Source organism: Rhodococcus gannanensis (genome assembly GCF_042681175.1).
Taxonomy (GTDB): Bacteria; Actinomycetota; Actinomycetes; order Mycobacteriales; family Mycobacteriaceae; genus Rhodococcus_G; species Rhodococcus_G gannanensis.
On the sequence record NZ_JBHUFB010000022.1, the window covers coordinates 1 to 17,962 of the forward strand.

A 17,962-nucleotide genomic window follows, 5' to 3' on the forward strand; every position below is an offset into this window, starting at 1 on the left:
CCTCGGACAGGGCTGCAGCATCCACCCGGTCATCGTCTCGAGAACCACTCCGAAACTCGAGCTCCCACACCAGCTGTGGCAGACCTAACAAAGTCCTACTAGTCCTCGGGTGCCAGGAACGCCGCCAGCGCCTCCGCGTACGAGGTGACGTCGGAGGATCCCATCAGCTCCCGCGCCGAGTGCATCGCCAGCTGGGGAGCGCCGACGTCGACGGTCGACAGCCCTGTGCGGGACGCGGTGATGGGGCCGATCGTGGAACCGCACGGCAGGTCCGCCCGGTGCACGTACCGCTGCATCGGCACGCCGGCGCGGTCGCAGGCGAGAGCGAACGCCCCGGTGCCCGCGGCGTCGGTGGCATAGCGCAGGTTCTGGTTCACCTTGAGGACCGGTCCGCCGTTGACGGTGATCCGGTGGGCGGGCTCGTGCCGGTCCGAGTAGTTCGGGTGGGTGGCGTGTGCCATGTCGCCGGACGCACACACCGATCCGGCCATGGCGCGCAGGAAGTCCTCCCGCCCGCCGCCCCGGCCGAGCACGATCCGCTCGAGCACCGAGTTCAGCAGGTCCGAGAATGCACCCCGGTCGGACATCGAGCCGACCTCCTCGTGGTCGAACAACGCGAGAACCGGGATCGCCTCGCCCGGATTCTCGACCGCGGAGAGCAGCGCCCGGGTCCCGGCGTAGCAGGTGCCCTGGTTGTCGAGGCGCGGCGCGGACACCAGCTCGCCGTTCAGACCGACGACGGTGCTCGGTGCGAGGTCGTGGGTCATCAGCTCCCAGCCCAGCACCGCATCGCCGTCGACTCCGGCCTCCCCGGCGAGAAACGCGAGGAAGCTGCGCGGCGACGTCCCGACACCCCAGATCGCGTTGACGTGCCGCTGCGGGTCGAGGCTGACGCCCTTGCGGTCCTCCGACAGGTGGATGGCCAGCTGCGGCACGCGCAGGATCGGCCGGTCCACGCGAACCAGGCACTCCCGCACCCTGTTTCCGTCGCGGACGCTGAGCCGGCCCGAGATGCCGAGGTCGCGGTCCAGCCAGGAGTTCAGCCACGCGCCGCCGTACGGTTCCAGTCCGACCATCTGCCAGCCGGCGGACTCCAGGTCGGGATGCTGCTTGACCCGCAGGTTCGGGCTGTCCGTGTGGCCGCCGACGATCCGGAACGGCGCTGCCTCCCGACCGAATCCCTCGGTGCTCCACGCGACGAGCGATCCGCCACGCACCAGGAAGTACCGGCCCGCAGCCGCCGGCCAGCCGTCGGTCTCGCGCAGTTCCACGAATCCCGCGGCGATCAGCTCACCCGCGACCGTCTCGCACACGTGGAACGGCGACGGTGACGCGTCGACGAACGAGCAGAGTCCGGAGGCGGTGGCGTCGGTCAGTGGGGACATGACCGAATCCTAGAGACTCGCCTAGTGCGGCTGCCCCGCGACGCAGAAACGGTTGCCGTCCGGATCGGTGAGCGTGACCCAGCGGAAGCCGTCCATGTCGTGGCGCTCGTATTCGCTCGCGCCCGCGGCGACGAGCCGGGTGACCTCGGCGTCGAGGTCGGGGGCCGACATGTCGAGGTGGATGCGGTTCTTGCCCGGTGTCGGATCCTCCACCTTCTGGAACGCCAGCTTGAACGGCGCATCGGGAATCCCGACGAGGTAGAACCAGCCGTCGTTGTCCGTCTCGATCCGGCCGCCGGTCTGCTCCGCCCACCACGTGGCGAGTGGCCCCGGTTCCGCGCTGTCGAACGTGATCATGCCCACGGTGATCGTCATGGGGTGGACGGTAGCGGCGACCTCCGACAAAACCGGCGCAGCCGCCCGCCCACCTGGCTGAACGCCACGTTCATGCGGACCAACGAGACGAACGCCACTTTCAGCCGGTTAGGACCGGGTGGATGGGAGCTAGCGTGTCGTGCATGCCCGATCACCCGCGCCCGCAGCCCGTGCTCGGCGAGCAGTCACCGGTCGCGATCTTCCTCGTCGCCACCGTCGACGACGAGGAAGCCGTGGGCGCGTTCCTGAGCCGGGTGACCGGTGTGGCACGGGTGGTCGGCCTGCAGTTCCCCGGCTCGGGACTCGAACTCGTCGTCGGCATCGGATCGGACGCCTGGGACCGCCTGTTCACGGGTCCGCGACCGGCCCTGCTGCGCCCGTTCCGCGCCGTTCACGGCGACCGACACACCGCGCCGGCGACTCCGGGCGACCTGCTCTTCCACCTCCGCGCGACGACCCAGGACGCGTGTTTCGAACTCGCCCACCGGATCGCGCGCGAACTGCGTGGTGCCGCGACGATCGTGGACGAGGTGCACGGCTTCCGGTACCGGGAGAGTCGCGACCTGACCGGTTTCGTGGACGGCACTGGCAACCCCACCGGCCGGGCCGCGTACGAGGCCGTCACCGTCGGCGACGAGGACCCCGCGTTCGCGGGCGGGTCGTATGTCCACGTGCAGCGCTACCGGCACGACCTCGACGCCTGGGACGCACTGACGGAGCCGGAACAGGAACGAGCGATCGGGCGCACCAAACGGGACGACCGCGAACTGGATAACTCTGTGCAACCGCCGAATTCGCACGTGGCGCTCACCTCGATCACCGACGACGACGGCCGCGACCTCGAGATCGTGCGCGCGAATCTGGCGTACGGAAACGTCGGCGGCGAGGTGGGCACCTACTTCGTCGGGTACAGCCGCGACCCGGCCGTCACCGAACGGATGCTGACGAACATGGTCGTCGGTGATCCGCCCGGGAATCACGATCGACTGCTGGACTTCTCGACGGCGGTCACCGGTACCGCCTTCTTCGCGCCGAGCGTGACCTTCCTCGAGGACCCGACCGGCCTATGACGTGGTGATGTCGCGGCGCCGGAACAAGGCGACACCGACCGCGCCCGCTGCGACGGCGATCAACACCAGCACGATCAGAGGAGCCAGGGAGACGTCGGCGGCGGGCAGCGCCGGGACGTGCGCGAAGGGCGACAGGTCGCGGACCGCGTCGGGTATCCCGAGCAGTGGCCCGAGGAGCCCGAACACCAGGCAGATCGCGAGAACGCCCCACGACAGTCCGACGCACCACCCGGGCAGTCCGCCGAACACGAGCGCGACCACCCCGACCACGACGAGGATCGCGGGCACGAACGCGAGCGCCGCGCCGGTCAGGCTGGGGACCTGACCGGCCACGTCACCGATCACCACCCCGTACGCCAGGCCCGCCGCGACACCGGTCAGCAGCTGCAAGGCCACCACCCCCGCCGCGACCAGCCCGACGTGCGCGAGCATCCACCGTGGCCGTGAGATCGCCGTCGCCAGAACCGGTTCGAGCCTGCCCGCCGTCTCCTCGGAACGCATGCGCAGCAGTGCCTGAACCGCGTACCCGGCAACCGCGATCGCCATCATCCCGAAGATGGCCGCGAAGTAGGCGTTCACCAGATCCTCGACTCCGCCACCGAGTTCCTGGAACAGGTCGGTGACCTGGTCGCTCTCGCCGAGGAAGTCGTCGACCTGGTCACCGATCGCGCCGTACACCAGTGCCAGGGCGGCAAGACCGAACGCCCACCAGAACAGGATCATCCGCTGGATCCGCCATGCAGACCCCAGCGCCGTGGGCAACGACTGCGAGGCACGCGGCGGGCCGGCCCGGGTCGGTACGAGCCCGGACCCGAGATCGCGATGCTCGGTGAGGACGTACGCGATCCAGGTCACCACGACAGCGAACGCGGCGGGCAACAGCAGCACCCACCAGGCGTTGTCGTCGTACGGCCGCACCTGTTCCGCCCAGCCGATCGGCGACAACCACGTCGGCCACGACGTCTCGACCCGGGTTCCGCCCTCGGTGACGGTTCCCGTCATGTCCCCGACGGCGCGGAGCAGGAACGCGACTCCCAGTGCGGCACCGGCCAACCCGTTGGCGGTGCGGGCGCTGTCGGTGACCTGCACCGCGACGGCGGCGACCGCTGCGAACGCGATGCCCGCGGCGGCGACACCGGCCGCGAGGGCGATCGACCCGCCCTGGGGCAGGTCCTGCAGGACGAGGACGATCACGTTGAGCAGGCCGAGCACGACGTTGGCGCCGACGGCGACGGCCAGCGCCGCGGTCAGCAGGGCCTTGCGTCCGACGACGGCGGCCCCGATCAGTTCGGCCCGCCCCGTCTCCTCGTTCTGCCGCGTGTGCCGAACCACCAGCAGCGTCGTCATCAACCCGGCCGCCAGGGCGAGGGGCATCACGATCTGGGAGGCCAGGATCGCGCCGATGCTGTACCCGGACACGATGCCGTTGGTCGCCAGCGCGACGGGGGAGGCCGCAGTCACCGCCGCGAACGACTGCCGTTCGGCATCGGTCGGATACAGCCCGATCACACTCGCCGCCGAGAACCACTGCAGCAGGGTGAGCGCGATCAGCCAGACCGGCAGCTGAATCCGGTCGCGGCGCAGGGCCAGTCGCACCAGCCGCGCGGTGCCGGCGAACTGCGCGGCAGTCCCCGACACGGGCGCCGTGACCACCGTCATCGGACCCGCCTCCCCTTTCGGGCGGGCTCGGGTTCGGCGGCGTCGTGGGCGAGTTCGTCACCGTAGTGCCGCAGGAACAGTTCCTCCAGTGTCGGCGGCGCCGAGGTCAGCGACGTGATCCCGAACGGCAGAAGGCGTTGCAGCACACCGTCGATGGCACTGCCGTCCACCTCGCAGCGGGTGCGCAACCCGTCCACCTGCACGTCGTGGATGCCGGGGGCGTCCTCGAGCCCGGTCACCGGCCGCTCCGTCACTGCGGTGATCGACGTCCGCGTGAGGTGCCGCATCTCGGCAAGAGTGCCCGTCTCCACCGTCCGGCCCTCGCGGATGATGCTCACCCGGTCGCACAGCACCTCGACCTCCGCGAGGATATGGCTCGACAGCAGCACCGTCTTCCCCGCGTCGGCGATCGCTCGGACGTAGTCCCGGAACACCGATTCCATGAGCGGATCGAGTCCCGAGGTGGGTTCGTCGAAGATGTACAGGTCGACGTCGGACGCCAGCGCTGCCACGAGGGCGACCTTCTGCCGGTTGCCCTTGGAATAGGTGCGCGCCTTCTTCGCCGGGTCGAGTTCGAACCTCTCGAGAAGCTCCGCGCGGCGTGTGTCGTCGAGCCCGCCGCGCAACCCGGCGAGGAGGTCGATCGCCTCCCCACCGGTCATGTTCGGCCACAGGTTCACGTCACCGGGGACGTAGGCGAGGCGGCGGTGCAACGACACCGAGTCGCTCCAGGGGTCACCACCGAGCAGGCGCACGCGCCCGGCGTCCGCGCGCAGCAACCCCAGCAGGATCCTGATGGTCGTCGACTTGCCCGACCCGTTCGGGCCGAGGAACCCGTGCACCTCCCCCTCGGTCACCTCGAGGTCGAGGCCGTCCAGCGCACGCGTGGGCCCGAAGGTCTTGACGAGACTCTCGATCGAGATCGCAGCCATGCCAGCGACGGTACGCCCGCACCCCGCTGCACACAGATTTTCGGTCCCTCACCCACGTTCTGAACGCACAAACCCGTGTGCACCACGGAAAACGTGTGCGCACACGGGATCTGTCGGAGCGAGGATCAGTGCCCGGGCAGTACGCAGGCGGTGTCGAGTCCGAGCACCCGGTTCAGCCGCCCGAACGCGAGCCACGACCCGATGCTCATGGACAGCTCCACGATCTCGGCGTCCGTGTAGTGGGCCTTCATTCGCTCCCAGAACTCGTCGTCGAGGTTGTGGTGATCGGTCGCGTAGCGCTCGGCGTACTCGGCGGCGAGGCGGGTGCGGTCGTCGAAGTTCTCCGTGGTTCGCCAGTTCTCGACGTCCTCGTCGAAGCCGAGTTCGACCTTCACGCCGTCACGTTCGGTGCGCCAGTCCTGGCAGAAGATGCAGCCGTTGATCTGCGCGATCCGCAGCCGTGCGGCCTCGAACGCGGGCAGGTCGATCTTCGAGTGCTCGTAGACGGAGAGCGAGAACTGGGAGGCGGGCAGCCCGATGCCGGGCACCATCTCTCCCCACACATAGCCGATGGGGTCCTTGCCCTCGGGGAGGTCGATGATCATGCCGGGGTCCTCTCGGGAGTGGTTGCGGTGAGCTTTCCGATCGCGGGACGGATCGGGACGTCGAGTGCGTCGTACATTCCGGGTTCGTTCTCCACCAGCCAGTCGATGGCGCCGACCAGACGCCCGACGGCGGTCGCGTTGCCACCGGCGGACCGGTTGCCGCCCTCGTCGGTGGCCTCGATGGACACTTCGATGCGGGGCCTGCCCTCGATTATCACGCGGTGCGCTCCCTCGCCGCCATCCGCGGGGACCGGCCAGTCGGGGGCGCAGGACGGGTGGATGCGGGTGACGTGCTCGACGACGATGCGGGGCTCGCCGTCGACGATGCCCTGCACCTCGAAGCGCAGCGCGCCCTGCGTGCCCGCCTCGAAGTCACCCATGGTCGCGGTGGTGACGGTGGTCTCGAGCGCCCGGCGTTCGAGGGTCTCGCGGACCTCGTCGAGTTCGATGCCAAGGGCCCGAGCCATCAGCCGGACCTGACCACCCCACACCATCGACGGGATCGTGGGTGCGACCATCGGCGGCAGGTAGTCCATCGGCTGTCCCATCCCGACGAGCCAGCGGACGGAGTCGGGCTGGTCGTAGGTGGAGTAGTCGAAGATCTCCTGGCAGCGGATCACGTCGATGGTGGTCGCGAGGCCGCTGAGCAGCAGCGGCAGGACGTCGTTGCCCCAGCCGGGGTCGATGCCGGACGCGAACAACGATCCGCCGCCCTCGTCGATGGCGTCCTGGACGGCCTTGCGCATCTCCTCCGGCGCGCTGCGGTGGTCGTACAGCGGGTACAGGGACGTGGTGACGACGACGGCGCCGGCGCGGAGGGCGGTGACGATGTCCGCGAGCGCATCGTCGGGGCGGATGTCGCCGGATGCGGCGTACACCACTGCCGCGGGCTTGGTGGCGAGAACGGCGTCGATGTCCGAGGTGGCGGCGACACCGAGTTCGCGGCCGACGTCACCGAGGTCGCCCGCGTCGCGACCGACCTTGTCGGGGTTGTGCACGATCACGGCGGAGAGTTCCAACGCGGGGTGCGCGTCCACCGCCCGGATCGCTGCCCGTCCGACATTTCCAGTGCCCCAGACGACCGTTGTGATCATGTCCGGGACGCTACCGAACTGGAACACGTTCCCGTGGCGGATCAGGACATTTCGGCGGCGCCCGGCGACCTGCCGAACAACGGGAGTTCAGGGGCGGAGCAGGTCCACGTCGTCGTAGACGCCCGGCTCCCGTCCCACGAGCGCATCGATCCGTGCGACGAGCCGGTCGACGGCCGTTTCCCCACCGGACCGGGGCCCGGGTTCGACGATCACCGCGATCCGGGGGTCGCCGTCGACGAGAACCGTGTGGCCCGCTCCCCCGGCGGGCGGGTGTGGCCACTCGGGCGCAACTTCTGCGTCGATGCGGCCGACGTGCTCGACCACCACGGCAGGCGCGCCCGACGCCCACCCCTGCACCTCGAAACGCACCGCACCCATGCCGCCCGCCTCGAACTTGCCCATGGTCGCGGTCTCGACCGTGACCTCGAGCTCGACGCGCTCGACGACCTCACGGATCTCGTCGAGTTCGACGCGAAGCACTCGGGCCAACTGCCGGACGCGGTCACCCCACACCGTCGTCGGCATTCGCGGCGCGAGCATCGGGGGCAGGAAGGACAGCGGCTCCCCCATCCCCATCAGGTAGCGAACGGACCCGGGCAGGTCGTGGGTCGAGTAGTCGACCGTCTCCGTGACACGGACGGAAGTCGCGCGGTCGCCGATGCTCCGAAGCGCCAGTGGCAGAACGTGATCGGCCCAGTCCACATCGACGTCCCCGACGTGCAGTCGGCCGCCGCCGTCGCGGATCGACGTCAGGATCTCTTCTCGCACACCGTGTTCGGAACCGCGATGGTCGTAGATCGGATGGATCGGCGGCGTCAGGACGACGGCTCCGGCCCGGAGCGCGGCGACGATGTCGGCCCGCACGTCCACGGGCCGGACCCGGCCGGACCCGGCGTACACGACCGCATCCGGTCGCGCCTCGAGAACTGCCGCCGCGTCACCGGTGGCGAGAACTCCGAGCGGTCGCCCCAACCCGGCGAGGTCGCCGGCGTCGCGGCCCGCCCGGTCCGCGTCGGTCGCGACGACCGCCGTCAGCGTGAGTGCGGGATGCGCGTCCACGGCGCGGATCGCGTCCCGCGCAATACTGCCGTCACCCCACACGACCGTCGAGATCATGGCCCGGACCGTAGCAAGTTCGGACGGGAAATCTCTTCTCGAACCGTTGCGCCCACCGTTGACATCGCCAACTTTGCGCTGCAAAGTGAACACATGAACTCTGCATCGCAAAGCGAGCCGAGCGCAGCGGCCGCCAGAGAACTGGTCGCCGCCGTCGAACTCTGGTCCGAACAGGGTCGCCGGATGGCCGCACCCGCATGGTTCCCACTGCTGTGCGTGTCCGTCACCGTCCTCGCCTGGGCACCTGCATCGCTGCTCCTCGGCGACGCGAGCGCCGTCTACTGGTACGTGGTCACGCCCTTGTCGGCGGTCACGTCGGGCTGGTATCTGTCCACGCGTCCCGCCCAGCCCGCTGCGCGACCGGGGGTTGCCGCGCTCGTGACGGGCATGGCGATGCTGCTCGGCGTCATCGCACTCCTGACCTTCGGCAGCGGCGAATGGATGAACGTGGCGCCGTGGCTGATCCTGGGATGCGGGCTCGGAGTCCTTGCCCTGTGCTGGCATTCGGCCGCCACGGGAACGGTCGCCGCCGTCACGCTGGCCACGTCGGTGCTCGTCGCGGTCATCGACCCCGACCAGAGCCAGGCCGCGCTCGCCCTGATCGTCGGGGTTGCCGCTGCGATCGGCGCCGTCATCGACCTCCTGCGCACCGACGCCGTCGCCCCCGCCGAGGATGCGACGGCGTGACAGTCCCACATCCCACGGTCGGACTCGACGACGTCGTGCACCAGCGCACCCGTCTCGGCGTGCTGGCCCTGCTCAATTCCGGTGTGACACTGGAGTTCGGCGCGCTGCGCGACACCCTGCACCTGACCGACGGCAACCTCAACCGGCACCTCAAGGTGCTGCGGGACGCCGGTCTGGTGTCCACGGAGCGGCGCGGTTCAGGTCGCTCGAAGACGTGGGTCGGGATCACCGACCCCGGCCGCGCCGCGCTCGCCGCCGAACTCGCGGCACTACGCGCGGTGATCGCCGCCGCCGAGCCTCAGAGATAGCTCTCGACGACCGCGACGGCGGCCCGCACCCCGCCCGCCGCCCGGAGCTCCTCGGCGAGTTCGGCACTGCGTTCGCGAATCTCGGACCCGTCCACGGTACCGAGCGCGTCCCGCAGTTCCTCGACGGTCACCGAGTCGCTGTCGACGCGCACCGCCACCCCGGCCGCGACGAGCGCATCGGCGTTCTCGAACTGGTCGACGGCCTGCGGTGCGGCGATCATCGGCGTCCCGGTGACCATCCCCTCACTCGAGCCGCCCATCCCCGCGTGGGTGAGAAACGCATCCGCGTCACGGAGGATGTCGAACTGCGCCACCCATCGGTGCACCTCGACGTTCGAGGGCACCACACCGAGATCCGCGACGTCGACGTGGGTGCCGACCTGCAGGACGACATGCCAGCCCGCCTGGTCGCCGTACGCCGCGATACAGCGGCGATAGAAGTCGGCCTGATCGGTGAACGCCGTGCCGAGCGAGATCAGCAGCACCTTCTCCGCACCCGCGGGACGCGTCCAGGTCCCGTCGGACGGGCGGTCGACCGGCAGCGCCGGGCCCGTGAACGTGTAGACGTCCTCGTTCACCAGGTTCGCGTTGGGCTGCATCGACTTCGCGATCAGCACCACCGCGCGGGGCGGGCGCCCGAAGAAGGCATCGGGGTCGGTGGTGACACCGTTGTCCTCCAGGAACTTTCGCTGACGCGCCCGGTACGCGATCCCCTTCGGTTCCTCGCGGATCGGCGCGAGCACCGACGCCATGTCCTCCTCGTAGCCCTCCCACGCGACGTAGGTCGGCGAGAGCTGGACGAGCGGAATCCTCCACTCCTCGGCGAGGATCCGCGCCGGCCCACCCGCGATGTCGTAGAGGAACAGGTCGGGTCGGTCGGAGTCGTAGATCTCCCGCAGTTGCGGGAGCATCGACTCGTAGTCCTCCTGGAACAGCGTCAGCTGGTCGATCATGTCGCCGTCCCAGGACTTCTCGGACTTCTCCCCCGGGTCGCCGGTGTTCACGCCGGGCAGCGTCGACGTGTACGGCCGCAGCTCGGCGCCGGTGGTCTCGATCACCGCCGCCATCGACGGATCGTTGGCGTACGTCACCCGATGGCCGCGGGCGACGAGCTCGCGCACGATCTCGAGGCTCGGGTTGACGTGGCCGGGTGCGGGGATGCTGACCATGGCGATGTGCGCGGGAGACATGAATTCCTTCCGATGCGGACGACCCGCCCAGCCGAACACAGAAGGCCCCGGAAACTCCAGTGAGTTTCCGGGGCCTTCGATCAGGTTCCGATCAGGCGGAGACGACGCTCTCCAGCACCGAGTAGAACATCCCGAGACCGTCGTCGGACGGGCCGGTCAGCGGCTCGGTGGCGTGCTCGGGGTGCGGCATCAGGCCGACGACGCGACCGTTCGCGGAGGCGATTCCGGCGATGCCGCGCTGCGAACCGTTCGGGTTGTCGCCTGCATAGCGGAACACCACGCGGCCCTCGCCCTCGAGCTCGTCGAGCACCTCCGGCGACGCCTGGTAGCGGCCCTCACCCGACTTCAGCGGGATGAGGATCTCTGCACCGGACTCGTAGCGGCTGGTCCACGCGGTCGAGTTGGACTCCACCTTCAGCCACTCGTCGCGGCAGATGAAGTGCAGACCCTCGTTGCGGGTCAGCGCACCGGGAAGCAACCCTGCCTCGCAGAGCACCTGGAAGCCGTTGCAGATGCCGAGGACGGGCATGCCGCCCTTGGCGGCCTCGACGACCTTGCCCATCACCGGCGCGAACCGGGCGATGGCGCCGCAGCGCAGGTAGTCGCCGTAGGAGAAGCCGCCGGGCACGATGACGGCGTCGACACCCTTGAGGTCGGCGTCGCCGTGCCAGAGGCTGACGGCCTCGCCGCCGGCGAGCGTCACCGCACGGGCGGCGTCGACGTCGTCGAGGGTGCCGGGGAAGGTGATGACTCCGACGCGGGCGCTCATGCCTCGACGTCGATTCGGTGCACCGCCCAGTCCTCGATCACCGTGTTGGCCAGCAGGCCCTCGGCGATCTTCTCGAGCTCGGCGTCCTCGACGCTGCCGTCGATCTCGAGCTCGAAACGCTTGCCCTGCCGGACGTCGGACACGCCGGCGAAGCCCAGCCGGGACAGTGCCCCGACGATGGCCTGCCCCTGCGGGTCGAGAATCTCGGCCTTGGGCATGACTTCGACAACGACACGGGCCACGTGCTGCTCCTCGCTTGGTGCGGTTGCGCCCGGGAGAATCGCGCCGGGCAACTGGCAGTTTACCGGTCCGCCCGGGCGCCGTCAGAACCGCCCGACCCACGCGCGGGAGGGCGGGCGCCCGGGTGTGAGGCAGCGCATACTCGATGCCATGCAGCTCACGCATTTCGGCCATTCCTGCCTGCTCGTCGAGCACCTCGGAACGACGGTGCTGTTCGACCCCGGAACCTTCTCGCACGGCTTCGAGGGCATCACCGGGCTCGACGCCATCGCGATCACCCACCAGCACCCCGATCACGCCGACCCGGCCCGGCTGCCCGCACTCGTCGACGCCAATCCCGGGGCAATGCTGTTGTCGGACCCGCAGACGGCGGCGCTGCTCGGTGGTTCCTGGCGGTCCGTCGGCCCCGGCGACAGCGTGGAGCTGGGCGACGTCCGACTGCGCGGCACCGGAGGCAGGCACGCGGTGATCCACCCGGAGCTGCCCGTCATCGACAACACTGCCTTCCTGCTCGGCGACGACGAGTGCCCGGCACGGCTGCTGCACCCCGGCGATTCTCTGTACATCCCGTTCGAACAGGTGGACGTGCTGGCGCTGCCGTCGGCCGCGCCGTGGCTGAAGATCGCGGAGGCGGTGGACTACCTGCGCGCGCTGAATCCGCGGGTCGCGGTCCCGATCCATCAGGGCATCGTCGCCGAGCAGGCGACCGGTATCTTCTACGGCCGCTACTCCGAAATGGCGCCCGAGGGAACCGAGTTCCGGGTACTCGAAGCGGAGAACTCGACCGACCTGTGACCGACCTGCACATTTGTGTTCCTCCGCTAAGTTGACGGGATGCCCAAGGTCATCGACGTCGAGCAGCGCCAGCAGGACATCGCGGAAGCGGTGTGGCGCGTCCTGCTACGCGACGGGATCACGGCGGTGTCGGTCCGCGACGTCGCGGCGGAGGCAGGACTCTCGCCCGGATCGCTGCGGCACACGTTCGCGAGCAAGGCGGAGTTGCTCGCGTACTCGATGCAACTGGTGCACCGGCGCGCGGAGGAGCGTGCGTATTCGCACAGCCACATCTCGGATCCCCGGGACCGGGCCATCGCCATCATCTCGGAGGTGCTGCCGCTGGACGAGACCCGGCGCTCCGAGCTGGAGGTGAACCTGGCCCTGGTGGCCGAGGCGCCCGCACATCCCGAACTCGGCGAGATCGCCCGCAGAGCGCAGCACGCGCTGCGGGAGGGACTGACGATCCTGGTCGCGGACATGAAGCACCACGGGCTGTGCGCTCAACGGCGGAACGTCGCGGACGAGGCGCGCCACCTGCACGCCCTGCTGACCGGCGCGTCGATGCACGCGATGGTCGGCGACCAGGACAATCCGGCATCGGCGCTGAAGATGGTCACCGATCACATCGACTCGCTGGCCCGGTAGGTCTCAGGCGACGTCGAGGTTGCCCCGGCGCGGCGTCCACGAATAGGTGCCGGGTCGGGCCTCGTGGTGCAGGGCGAGGTCGACTGCGTCGATCAGCGCCTGACGCGGGCCCGGCTGCGCCAGCTTCTTCGCGGCGATCGCGAGCCGGACGGTGCCGCCGCGGCGGGCCGTGCGACCCGCGCCGAGCACCATGGCGCGGCACCACCACGGTTCGGCGCGGAACCCGTCTCCGATGCCGAGGACCCGGGCGCGTACCACGGTGTCGCGCTCGAGGTCGTGGATGCCGGTGATCCCGGCCAGAAGTCGAAAGCCGGTGCGCGGCAACGCGTTCACCGCACCAGGAGACGCCAGCCAGCGCGGGGCGGCGAAGGCCCGGGTCCGCAGTCCGACCTCCTCCATGACCCTGTCCGCGGCGGTGAGCCGCAGCATCGCCTCGTGCTGCGGCAACGCCGCGAACTCCGCGCGCCGCTTCTTCGTCGCGGCCTGGTCGTAGCCGTGCAGCACGATGGCGTCACCGCGACTCTGCCGGTCCCGCAGCCACTGCTGGGTGCCCTCGTCGCGCACCAGCCGGTACTTGTCCTTCAGCCGCGGGGCTACCAGGAGGGACAGCGGGACGCCACGGCGGTCCATCTCGTTCGCGATCTCGTCCACGACGTCACGGGTGTCGTCCCTGATGCCCGACACCGACACGATCAGCGTTGCGGTCATGACGTCAGGGTGACAGCGCAAGGTGAACGGGCGCTGTCGCGCTCGTGAGCGGTTGACGTCCACCTGGACCCGTCAACCGCGCACGAGCGGCGGAGCCGCCTACCTCGGGAGCACGGCCTCGATCGCGGCGACGACCTCCGGGGCGTCGGGCTCGGTGCGGGGCCGGAAACGGTTCACGACGGTGCCGTCGGGCGCGACGAGGAACTTCTCGAAGTTCCACTGGATGTCGCCGGCCTCGCCGTCCGTGTCCGCGGCCTTGGTGAGCTCGGCGTACAGCGGGTGCCTGCCCTCCCCGTTGACCTCGATCTTCTCCGTCAGGGGGAACGTCACACCGTAGGTCGTCGAGCAGAACGTCTCGATCTCCTCGGCGGTGCCCGGCTCCTGGCCCATGAACTGGTTACACGGGACACCGATGACAGTGAGGCCGCGGTCGGCGTACCCGGACGCGAGCTTCTCGAGGGCCGTGTACTGCGGAGTGAGGCCGCACTTGGAGGCCACGTTCACCACCAGCACCGCGCGTCCGTCGAAGGCTCCGAGGGAGGTCGGCACGCCGCCGAGCGTGTTGATCTCGATGTCCTGCAGCTGCGGGTTCGTCATGTCGCCGACAGTACGGGAGCCGGGGCGGGAGCGGCCTCGCCGCTGGTGGGACGGTCGTCGCCCTCGGGCAGGTCGTCGTCGACCATGGTCGTCTCGTCGAACGGGAGCCGGCCGGACAGGACCTCGCGCACGCGGTCGCGGTCGACGCTGCCGGTCCACGTTCCGATCAGGAGGGTCGCAACCGCGTTGCCGGAGAAGTTGGTGACGGCGCGGGCCTCGGACATGAACCGGTCGATGCCGACGATCAGCCCGACACCGTCGAGCAGTTCCGGCCGGTGGCTCTGCAGGCCGCCGGCGAGGGTGGCGAGCCCCGCACCGCTGACGCCGGCGGCGCCCTTGGAGGCGATGATCATGAACACCAGCAGCGACAGTTGCTCGGTGAGCGACAGCGGCATGTTCATCGCGTCGGCGACGAAGATCGACGCCATCGTCAGGTAGATGGCGGTGCCGTCGAGGTTGAAGGAGTAGCCGGTCGGGACGACGATGCCCACGGTCGACCGCTGGACGCCGAGGTGCTCCATCTTCGCGATCAGGCGCGGCAGCGCGGACTCCGAGGACGACGTCGCGAAGATCAACAGGTACTCCCGGGCCAGGTACTTGACGAGCTTGAACACCGAGAAGCCGGTGACGGCGCGCAGCAGCAGCCCGAGGACGCCGAACACGAAGATCACGCAGGTCACGTAGAAGCCGACCATCAGGGTGCCGAGCGCGGTCACGGCCCCGAGCCCGGTCTGCCCGACGACGCTCGCGATCGCGCCGAACGCGCCGATCGGCGCGAGCCACAGGATCATCGCGAGGATCCGGAACACCAGCTTCTGGATGTAGCCGATGCCGGTCAGCACCGGTTCACCCTGCTTCCCCATCGCCTGCAGTCCGAAGCCGACGAGCAGCGCCACGAACAGGGTCTGCAGGACGTTGCCCGCGGTCAGCGCCGACAGCAGCGAGGTCGGAATGATGCCTGCAATGAAGTCCATGGTGCCGCCCGCACCATGCGCCTTCTCCGCGAGGCCGGCGCCGACCGCGGCGTCGCCCGGTGTGAGCTGGAGTCCGCTCCCCGGGTCGAGCAGGTTGCCGACCAGCAGGCCGATCCCGAGCGCGACCGTCGACATCCCGAGGAAGTACAGGAGGGAGAGCCCGCCGACCTTGCCGACCTTCGCGGCCGCCTTCACCGACCCGATGCCGAGGACGATGGTGCAGAAGATGACGGGGCTGATCATCATCTTGATGAGGCTGATGAACAGCGTCCCGAGGACCCCGAGATCCTTGCCGACCTCGGGCGCGAGCCAGCCGACGAGGACGCCGCCGACCACGGCGACGATCACCGCGATGTAGAGCCAGTGGGTGCGGTCGCGCTTGCGCCTCGCCCCGGGTGCCGGGGTACCGTCCCGCCTCGTGTCTGTGGTCATGACCTGTCCTCTTTGACTGCCGTTCGTCGGATCGACTCGAGTGACCGCCGTCACTCTTGTCTCGGGAAGAATGGTGGAACGCACGGTGTCCACGAGTCACGGTTGCGTACGTTTCGTTCACGCATGGACGGAGAGATCACAGGTGTTCGGGTCGGTGCGGCGTGGATCCCTCGCACGGCAGGTGCTGGCGCTGCAACTGCTGGTGTTGGCGGTCGTGGTGCTCGTGGGCAGCGCGCTCACGGTCCTCGACGAGCGGCGGGACGCGGACGACGCGGCGAGGCGCGAGGTCGTCGCGGTCGCGGAGACCCTCGCCGACGCGGACGGGACGGTGCAGGCCCTGCGCTCCCCCGACCCCACCTCCGTGCTGCAGCCGCAGGCCGATCGGATCAGCGCGGCGACCGGCACCGACTTCATCGTCGTGATGGCACCCGACCGGACGCGCTACACCCATCCGGACCGGTCCCTGATCGGCGGACGGTTCACCGGCACCATCGACCGCGCGTTGGCCGGGGAGACGTTCACCGAGACCTACGCGGGCTCGCTCGGGCCGTCGATCCGAGCCGTCGCGCCGGTCGTCGACGACGGGCAGGTCGTCGGGTTGGTGTCGGTCGGTGTGACCCGCGAACGGATCAGCGACCAGTTCCTCCGTGGCCTGCCGCTGATCCTGACGCTGGCGGCGGGCGCGATGACGCTCGCGGCCGTCGGGTCGATCCTGCTGGCCAGGCGGGTGCGACGGCAGACGCTCGGCCTCGCGCCCGAGGAACTGCGCACGCTCTACGAGCACCACGACGCCGTCCTGCACTCGATCCGCGAGGGCCTGCTGGTGTTCGACGCCGACTCGGGCACCGCCGACGTCGTCAACGACGAAGCCAGGAGGCTGCTGTCACTGCCGGCGGGTCCCGTTGCGCGCGAGGATCTTCCGCCGTCACTGCGCGGACTCGGGTCGGGACGCGTGCAGGACGAGGTGCACGTGACCGGGGATCGAGTCCTCGTCGTCAACCAGGCGCCGGTCCTGTTCGAGGGCCGACGGATCGGCACGGTCCTCACCGTCCGCGACCAGACCGAACTGCAGTCGGTCACGGGTGAACTCGACTCGATGCGCCTGTTCACCGATTCGCTGCGGGCACAGGCGCACGAGGCGGCCAACCGGCTGCACACGGTCGTCACGATGGTCGAGCTGGGACGCACCGACGCGGCGGTCGCGTTCGCGACCGCGGAGCTGGAGCTCTCGCAACACCTGATCGACCGGCTCACCGCAACAGTGCTCGAACCCGCTCTGCTCGCACTGCTGCTCGGCAAGGTGAATCAGGCCGCCGAGCGCGGCGTCGAGCTGACCGTCACCGACGACACCGCCGTACCCTCGGCCGATCCCCTGACCGCACGCGAACTCGTCACGGTGGTGGGCAATCTCGTCGACAACGCGATCGACGCGGCAGCGGAACCGGACGGCGACGAACCCTGGGTGGAGGTGACGGTGCACGCCGACGACGCGGCCCTCGACATCCGCGTCGCGGACAGCGGCCCCGGGATGTCCGCCGACGAGTTCGCTGCCGCGTCCCGCCGCGGCCACTCGACGAAGTCCGATCACCACGGCCTCGGCCTCGCGCTGGTCGCCCAGGTCACCTCCCGCCACGGCGGCCGAATCGAGTCCGAGAACACGTACGGGGCCGTCGTCTCCGTGCACATTCCGAGAGAGAGGCACGAATGATCCGGGTGCTCGTCGTCGAGGACGAACGACTGATCGCCGAGGCGCACCGCAGTTACGTCGAACGGGTCCCCGGCTTCGAGGTCGTGGGCGTCGCGAACACCGTCGTCGGCGCGGTGCGCGCGGTGGCGTCGGCGTCGGCGACCGACGCACCCGTCGACCTCGTGCTACTCGACCTGGGTCTTCCGGACGGCAGCGGACTGGACGTCGCCGCGGCCCTCGGTGGGTTGCGGCCCGCACCCGACGTCATCGCCATCACCTCGGCGCGGGAGATGGCGACGGTCCGTGCGGCGGTGAGTCAGGGTGTCGTGCTGTACCTTCTCAAACCGTTCACCTTCGCGGCGTTCCGGGATCGCCTCGAACGCTATCTCGCGTATCGGAGTGCGCTGCCGTCCGGCGAATCGGCGCTGAGTCAGCGCGACGTGGACCGGGCGATGGCCGTCCTGCGCAGCACCGACTCCCGGGCGACCACACCGAAAGGTGTTGCACCGCAAACTCTCGACGAGATCTCGGCGACGGTCCGCGATGCCGGCGACTCCGGTGTCACCGCGGCGGAGGCCGCCGCCGCGGTCGGCGTCTCCCGCGTCACCGCGTGGCGCTACCTGGAACGGCTCGCCGACGACGTCCTGGCCGACCGCCGCACCGAGTACGGCCGAACCGGGCGACCCCAGGTGCGGTACGTGTGGCGGTAGCC

The 17,962-nt window shown here is 69.8% G+C and carries 20 protein-coding genes; 7 read left to right on the forward strand and 13 right to left on the reverse strand.

Annotated elements, in window-relative coordinates; all coding sequences use genetic code 11:
• Positions 1 to 98: 98 nt before the first annotated feature.
• Together ACFSJG_RS25425 and ACFSJG_RS25430 are read right to left on the reverse strand one after the other, a co-directional pair.
• Positions 99 to 1,385, reverse strand: coding sequence for a M18 family aminopeptidase (locus tag ACFSJG_RS25425; RefSeq protein ID WP_378488030.1), 1,287 nt, complete (start codon positions 1,383 to 1,385; stop codon positions 99 to 101).
• Positions 1,386 to 1,406: 21 nt separating this feature from the next.
• Entirely contained in the window at positions 1,407 to 1,760 is a 354-nt protein-coding gene (locus ACFSJG_RS25430) for a VOC family protein (protein WP_378488031.1), read from the reverse strand.
• 143 nt (positions 1,761 to 1,903) lie between these two features.
• Between ACFSJG_RS25430 and ACFSJG_RS25435 the strand changes: the two genes are divergently transcribed.
• Complete coding sequence (locus tag ACFSJG_RS25435; protein WP_378488032.1) at positions 1,904 to 2,830, forward strand: Dyp-type peroxidase; 927 nt, start codon at positions 1,904 to 1,906, stop codon at positions 2,828 to 2,830.
• On the opposite strand, the gene ACFSJG_RS25440 is transcribed toward ACFSJG_RS25435, so the two are convergent.
• The 5 genes from ACFSJG_RS25440 to ACFSJG_RS25460 all read right to left on the reverse strand — a co-directional run bounded on the left by ACFSJG_RS25440 (position 2,825) and on the right by ACFSJG_RS25460 (position 8,236).
• Positions 2,825 to 4,489 (reverse strand): ABC transporter permease, encoded by a 1,665-nt coding sequence (locus ACFSJG_RS25440; RefSeq protein WP_378488033.1) that lies wholly within the window; start codon positions 4,487 to 4,489, stop codon positions 2,825 to 2,827. The two genes, ACFSJG_RS25435 and ACFSJG_RS25440, sit on opposite strands and share 6 nt — an antisense overlap.
• Entirely contained in the window at positions 4,486 to 5,421 is a 936-nt protein-coding gene (locus ACFSJG_RS25445; RefSeq protein WP_378488034.1) for an ABC transporter ATP-binding protein, read from the reverse strand. The genes ACFSJG_RS25440 and ACFSJG_RS25445 overlap by 4 nt, the downstream gene beginning before the upstream one ends.
• Positions 5,422 to 5,546: 125 nt before the next feature.
• A complete protein-coding gene (locus tag ACFSJG_RS25450) occupies positions 5,547 to 6,026 on the reverse strand; it encodes a carboxymuconolactone decarboxylase family protein (RefSeq protein WP_378488035.1) in 480 nt (159 codons plus the stop codon).
• Complete coding sequence (locus tag ACFSJG_RS25455) at positions 6,023 to 7,120, reverse strand: NAD(P)H-dependent amine dehydrogenase family protein (protein WP_378488036.1); 1,098 nt, start codon at positions 7,118 to 7,120, stop codon at positions 6,023 to 6,025. Before ACFSJG_RS25455 ends, ACFSJG_RS25450 begins: the two co-directional genes overlap by 4 nt.
• Positions 7,121 to 7,207: 87 nt before the next feature.
• Complete coding sequence (locus ACFSJG_RS25460; protein ID WP_378488037.1) at positions 7,208 to 8,236, reverse strand: dihydrodipicolinate reductase; 1,029 nt, start codon at positions 8,234 to 8,236, stop codon at positions 7,208 to 7,210.
• A 93-nt stretch (positions 8,237 to 8,329) separates the two neighbouring features.
• Between ACFSJG_RS25460 and ACFSJG_RS25465 the strand changes: the two genes are divergently transcribed.
• Both ACFSJG_RS25465 and ACFSJG_RS25470 read left to right on the forward strand, forming a co-directional pair.
• Positions 8,330 to 8,923 (forward strand): hypothetical protein, encoded by a 594-nt coding sequence (locus ACFSJG_RS25465; RefSeq protein ID WP_378488038.1) that lies wholly within the window; start codon positions 8,330 to 8,332, stop codon positions 8,921 to 8,923.
• On the forward strand, positions 8,920 to 9,231 hold the full coding sequence (locus tag ACFSJG_RS25470; protein ID WP_378488039.1) for a transcriptional regulator: 312 nt from the start codon (positions 8,920 to 8,922) through the stop codon (positions 9,229 to 9,231). Before ACFSJG_RS25465 ends, ACFSJG_RS25470 begins: the two co-directional genes overlap by 4 nt.
• Here the strand turns inward: ACFSJG_RS25470 and ACFSJG_RS25475 are convergent.
• From ACFSJG_RS25475 to purS, 3 genes are all read right to left on the reverse strand, one after another.
• Complete coding sequence (locus ACFSJG_RS25475) at positions 9,222 to 10,421, reverse strand: macrolide family glycosyltransferase (RefSeq protein ID WP_378488040.1); 1,200 nt, start codon at positions 10,419 to 10,421, stop codon at positions 9,222 to 9,224. The genes ACFSJG_RS25470 and ACFSJG_RS25475 overlap by 10 nt on opposite strands.
• A 91-nt stretch (positions 10,422 to 10,512) precedes the next feature.
• Entirely contained in the window at positions 10,513 to 11,190 is a 678-nt protein-coding gene (purQ, locus tag ACFSJG_RS25480; protein WP_378488041.1) for a phosphoribosylformylglycinamidine synthase subunit PurQ, read from the reverse strand.
• Positions 11,187 to 11,432 (reverse strand): phosphoribosylformylglycinamidine synthase subunit PurS, encoded by a 246-nt coding sequence (gene purS / locus ACFSJG_RS25485; protein ID WP_378488042.1) that lies wholly within the window; start codon positions 11,430 to 11,432, stop codon positions 11,187 to 11,189. The genes purQ and purS overlap by 4 nt, the downstream gene beginning before the upstream one ends.
• Positions 11,433 to 11,580: 148 nt before the next feature.
• Between purS and ACFSJG_RS25490 the strand changes: the two genes are divergently transcribed.
• Both ACFSJG_RS25490 and ACFSJG_RS25495 read left to right on the forward strand, forming a co-directional pair.
• Positions 11,581 to 12,225 carry an MBL fold metallo-hydrolase gene (locus ACFSJG_RS25490; RefSeq protein ID WP_378488043.1) on the forward strand — a complete coding sequence of 215 codons (645 nt, stop codon included), beginning with the start codon at positions 11,581 to 11,583 and terminating at the stop codon, positions 12,223 to 12,225.
• A gap of 39 nt (positions 12,226 to 12,264) precedes the next feature.
• Positions 12,265 to 12,852, forward strand: coding sequence for a TetR/AcrR family transcriptional regulator (locus ACFSJG_RS25495; RefSeq protein ID WP_378488044.1), 588 nt, complete (start codon positions 12,265 to 12,267; stop codon positions 12,850 to 12,852).
• Between the two features lie 3 nt (positions 12,853 to 12,855).
• Here ACFSJG_RS25495 and ACFSJG_RS25500 read toward each other — a convergent pair whose 3' ends face one another.
• From ACFSJG_RS25500 to ACFSJG_RS25510, 3 genes are all read right to left on the reverse strand, one after another.
• Positions 12,856 to 13,560 (reverse strand): DUF2334 domain-containing protein, encoded by a 705-nt coding sequence (locus tag ACFSJG_RS25500; protein ID WP_378488045.1) that lies wholly within the window; start codon positions 13,558 to 13,560, stop codon positions 12,856 to 12,858.
• A gap of 99 nt (positions 13,561 to 13,659) precedes the next feature.
• Positions 13,660 to 14,157 (reverse strand): glutathione peroxidase, encoded by a 498-nt coding sequence (locus tag ACFSJG_RS25505; RefSeq protein WP_378488046.1) that lies wholly within the window; start codon positions 14,155 to 14,157, stop codon positions 13,660 to 13,662.
• Positions 14,154 to 15,563, reverse strand: coding sequence for a cation:dicarboxylate symporter family transporter (locus ACFSJG_RS25510; RefSeq protein ID WP_378488047.1), 1,410 nt, complete (start codon positions 15,561 to 15,563; stop codon positions 14,154 to 14,156). Before ACFSJG_RS25510 ends, ACFSJG_RS25505 begins: the two co-directional genes overlap by 4 nt.
• Before the next feature lie 142 nt (positions 15,564 to 15,705).
• Between ACFSJG_RS25510 and ACFSJG_RS25515 the strand changes: the two genes are divergently transcribed.
• Positions 15,706 to 17,271, forward strand: coding sequence for an ATP-binding protein (locus ACFSJG_RS25515; protein WP_378488048.1), 1,566 nt, complete (start codon positions 15,706 to 15,708; stop codon positions 17,269 to 17,271).
• Positions 17,268 to 17,960: a response regulator gene (locus ACFSJG_RS25520; RefSeq protein WP_378488049.1), complete on the forward strand. Its 693-nt coding sequence runs from the start codon at positions 17,268 to 17,270 to the stop codon at positions 17,958 to 17,960. The genes ACFSJG_RS25515 and ACFSJG_RS25520 overlap by 4 nt, the downstream gene beginning before the upstream one ends.
• Positions 17,961 to 17,962: the final 2 nt, after the last annotated feature.

Bases quoted from the DNA above. Each gene is read 5' to 3' on its own strand.
- ACFSJG_RS25425 (WP_378488030.1), bottom strand. From the start codon at position 1,385: ATGTCCCCACTGACCGACGCCACCGCCTCCGGACTCTGCTCGTTCGTC.
- ACFSJG_RS25430 (WP_378488031.1), bottom strand. From the start codon at position 1,760: ATGACGATCACCGTGGGCATGATCACGTTCGACAGCGCGGAACCGGGG.
- ACFSJG_RS25435 (WP_378488032.1), top strand. From the start codon at position 1,904: ATGCCCGATCACCCGCGCCCGCAGCCCGTGCTCGGCGAGCAGTCACCG.
- ACFSJG_RS25440 (WP_378488033.1), bottom strand. From the start codon at position 4,489: ATGACGGTGGTCACGGCGCCCGTGTCGGGGACTGCCGCGCAGTTCGCC.
- ACFSJG_RS25445 (WP_378488034.1), bottom strand. From the start codon at position 5,421: ATGGCTGCGATCTCGATCGAGAGTCTCGTCAAGACCTTCGGGCCCACG.
- ACFSJG_RS25450 (WP_378488035.1), bottom strand. From the start codon at position 6,026: ATGATCATCGACCTCCCCGAGGGCAAGGACCCCATCGGCTATGTGTGG.
- ACFSJG_RS25455 (WP_378488036.1), bottom strand. From the start codon at position 7,120: ATGATCACAACGGTCGTCTGGGGCACTGGAAATGTCGGACGGGCAGCG.
- ACFSJG_RS25460 (WP_378488037.1), bottom strand. From the start codon at position 8,236: ATGATCTCGACGGTCGTGTGGGGTGACGGCAGTATTGCGCGGGACGCG.
- ACFSJG_RS25465 (WP_378488038.1), top strand. From the start codon at position 8,330: ATGAACTCTGCATCGCAAAGCGAGCCGAGCGCAGCGGCCGCCAGAGAA.
- ACFSJG_RS25475 (WP_378488040.1), bottom strand. From the start codon at position 10,421: ATGTCTCCCGCGCACATCGCCATGGTCAGCATCCCCGCACCCGGCCAC.
- purQ (WP_378488041.1), bottom strand. From the start codon at position 11,190: ATGAGCGCCCGCGTCGGAGTCATCACCTTCCCCGGCACCCTCGACGAC.
- ACFSJG_RS25490 (WP_378488043.1), top strand. From the start codon at position 11,581: ATGCAGCTCACGCATTTCGGCCATTCCTGCCTGCTCGTCGAGCACCTC.
- ACFSJG_RS25495 (WP_378488044.1), top strand. From the start codon at position 12,265: ATGCCCAAGGTCATCGACGTCGAGCAGCGCCAGCAGGACATCGCGGAA.
- ACFSJG_RS25500 (WP_378488045.1), bottom strand. From the start codon at position 13,560: ATGACCGCAACGCTGATCGTGTCGGTGTCGGGCATCAGGGACGACACC.
- ACFSJG_RS25505 (WP_378488046.1), bottom strand. From the start codon at position 14,157: ATGACGAACCCGCAGCTGCAGGACATCGAGATCAACACGCTCGGCGGC.
- ACFSJG_RS25510 (WP_378488047.1), bottom strand. From the start codon at position 15,563: ATGACCACAGACACGAGGCGGGACGGTACCCCGGCACCCGGGGCGAGG.
- ACFSJG_RS25520 (WP_378488049.1), top strand. From the start codon at position 17,268: ATGATCCGGGTGCTCGTCGTCGAGGACGAACGACTGATCGCCGAGGCG.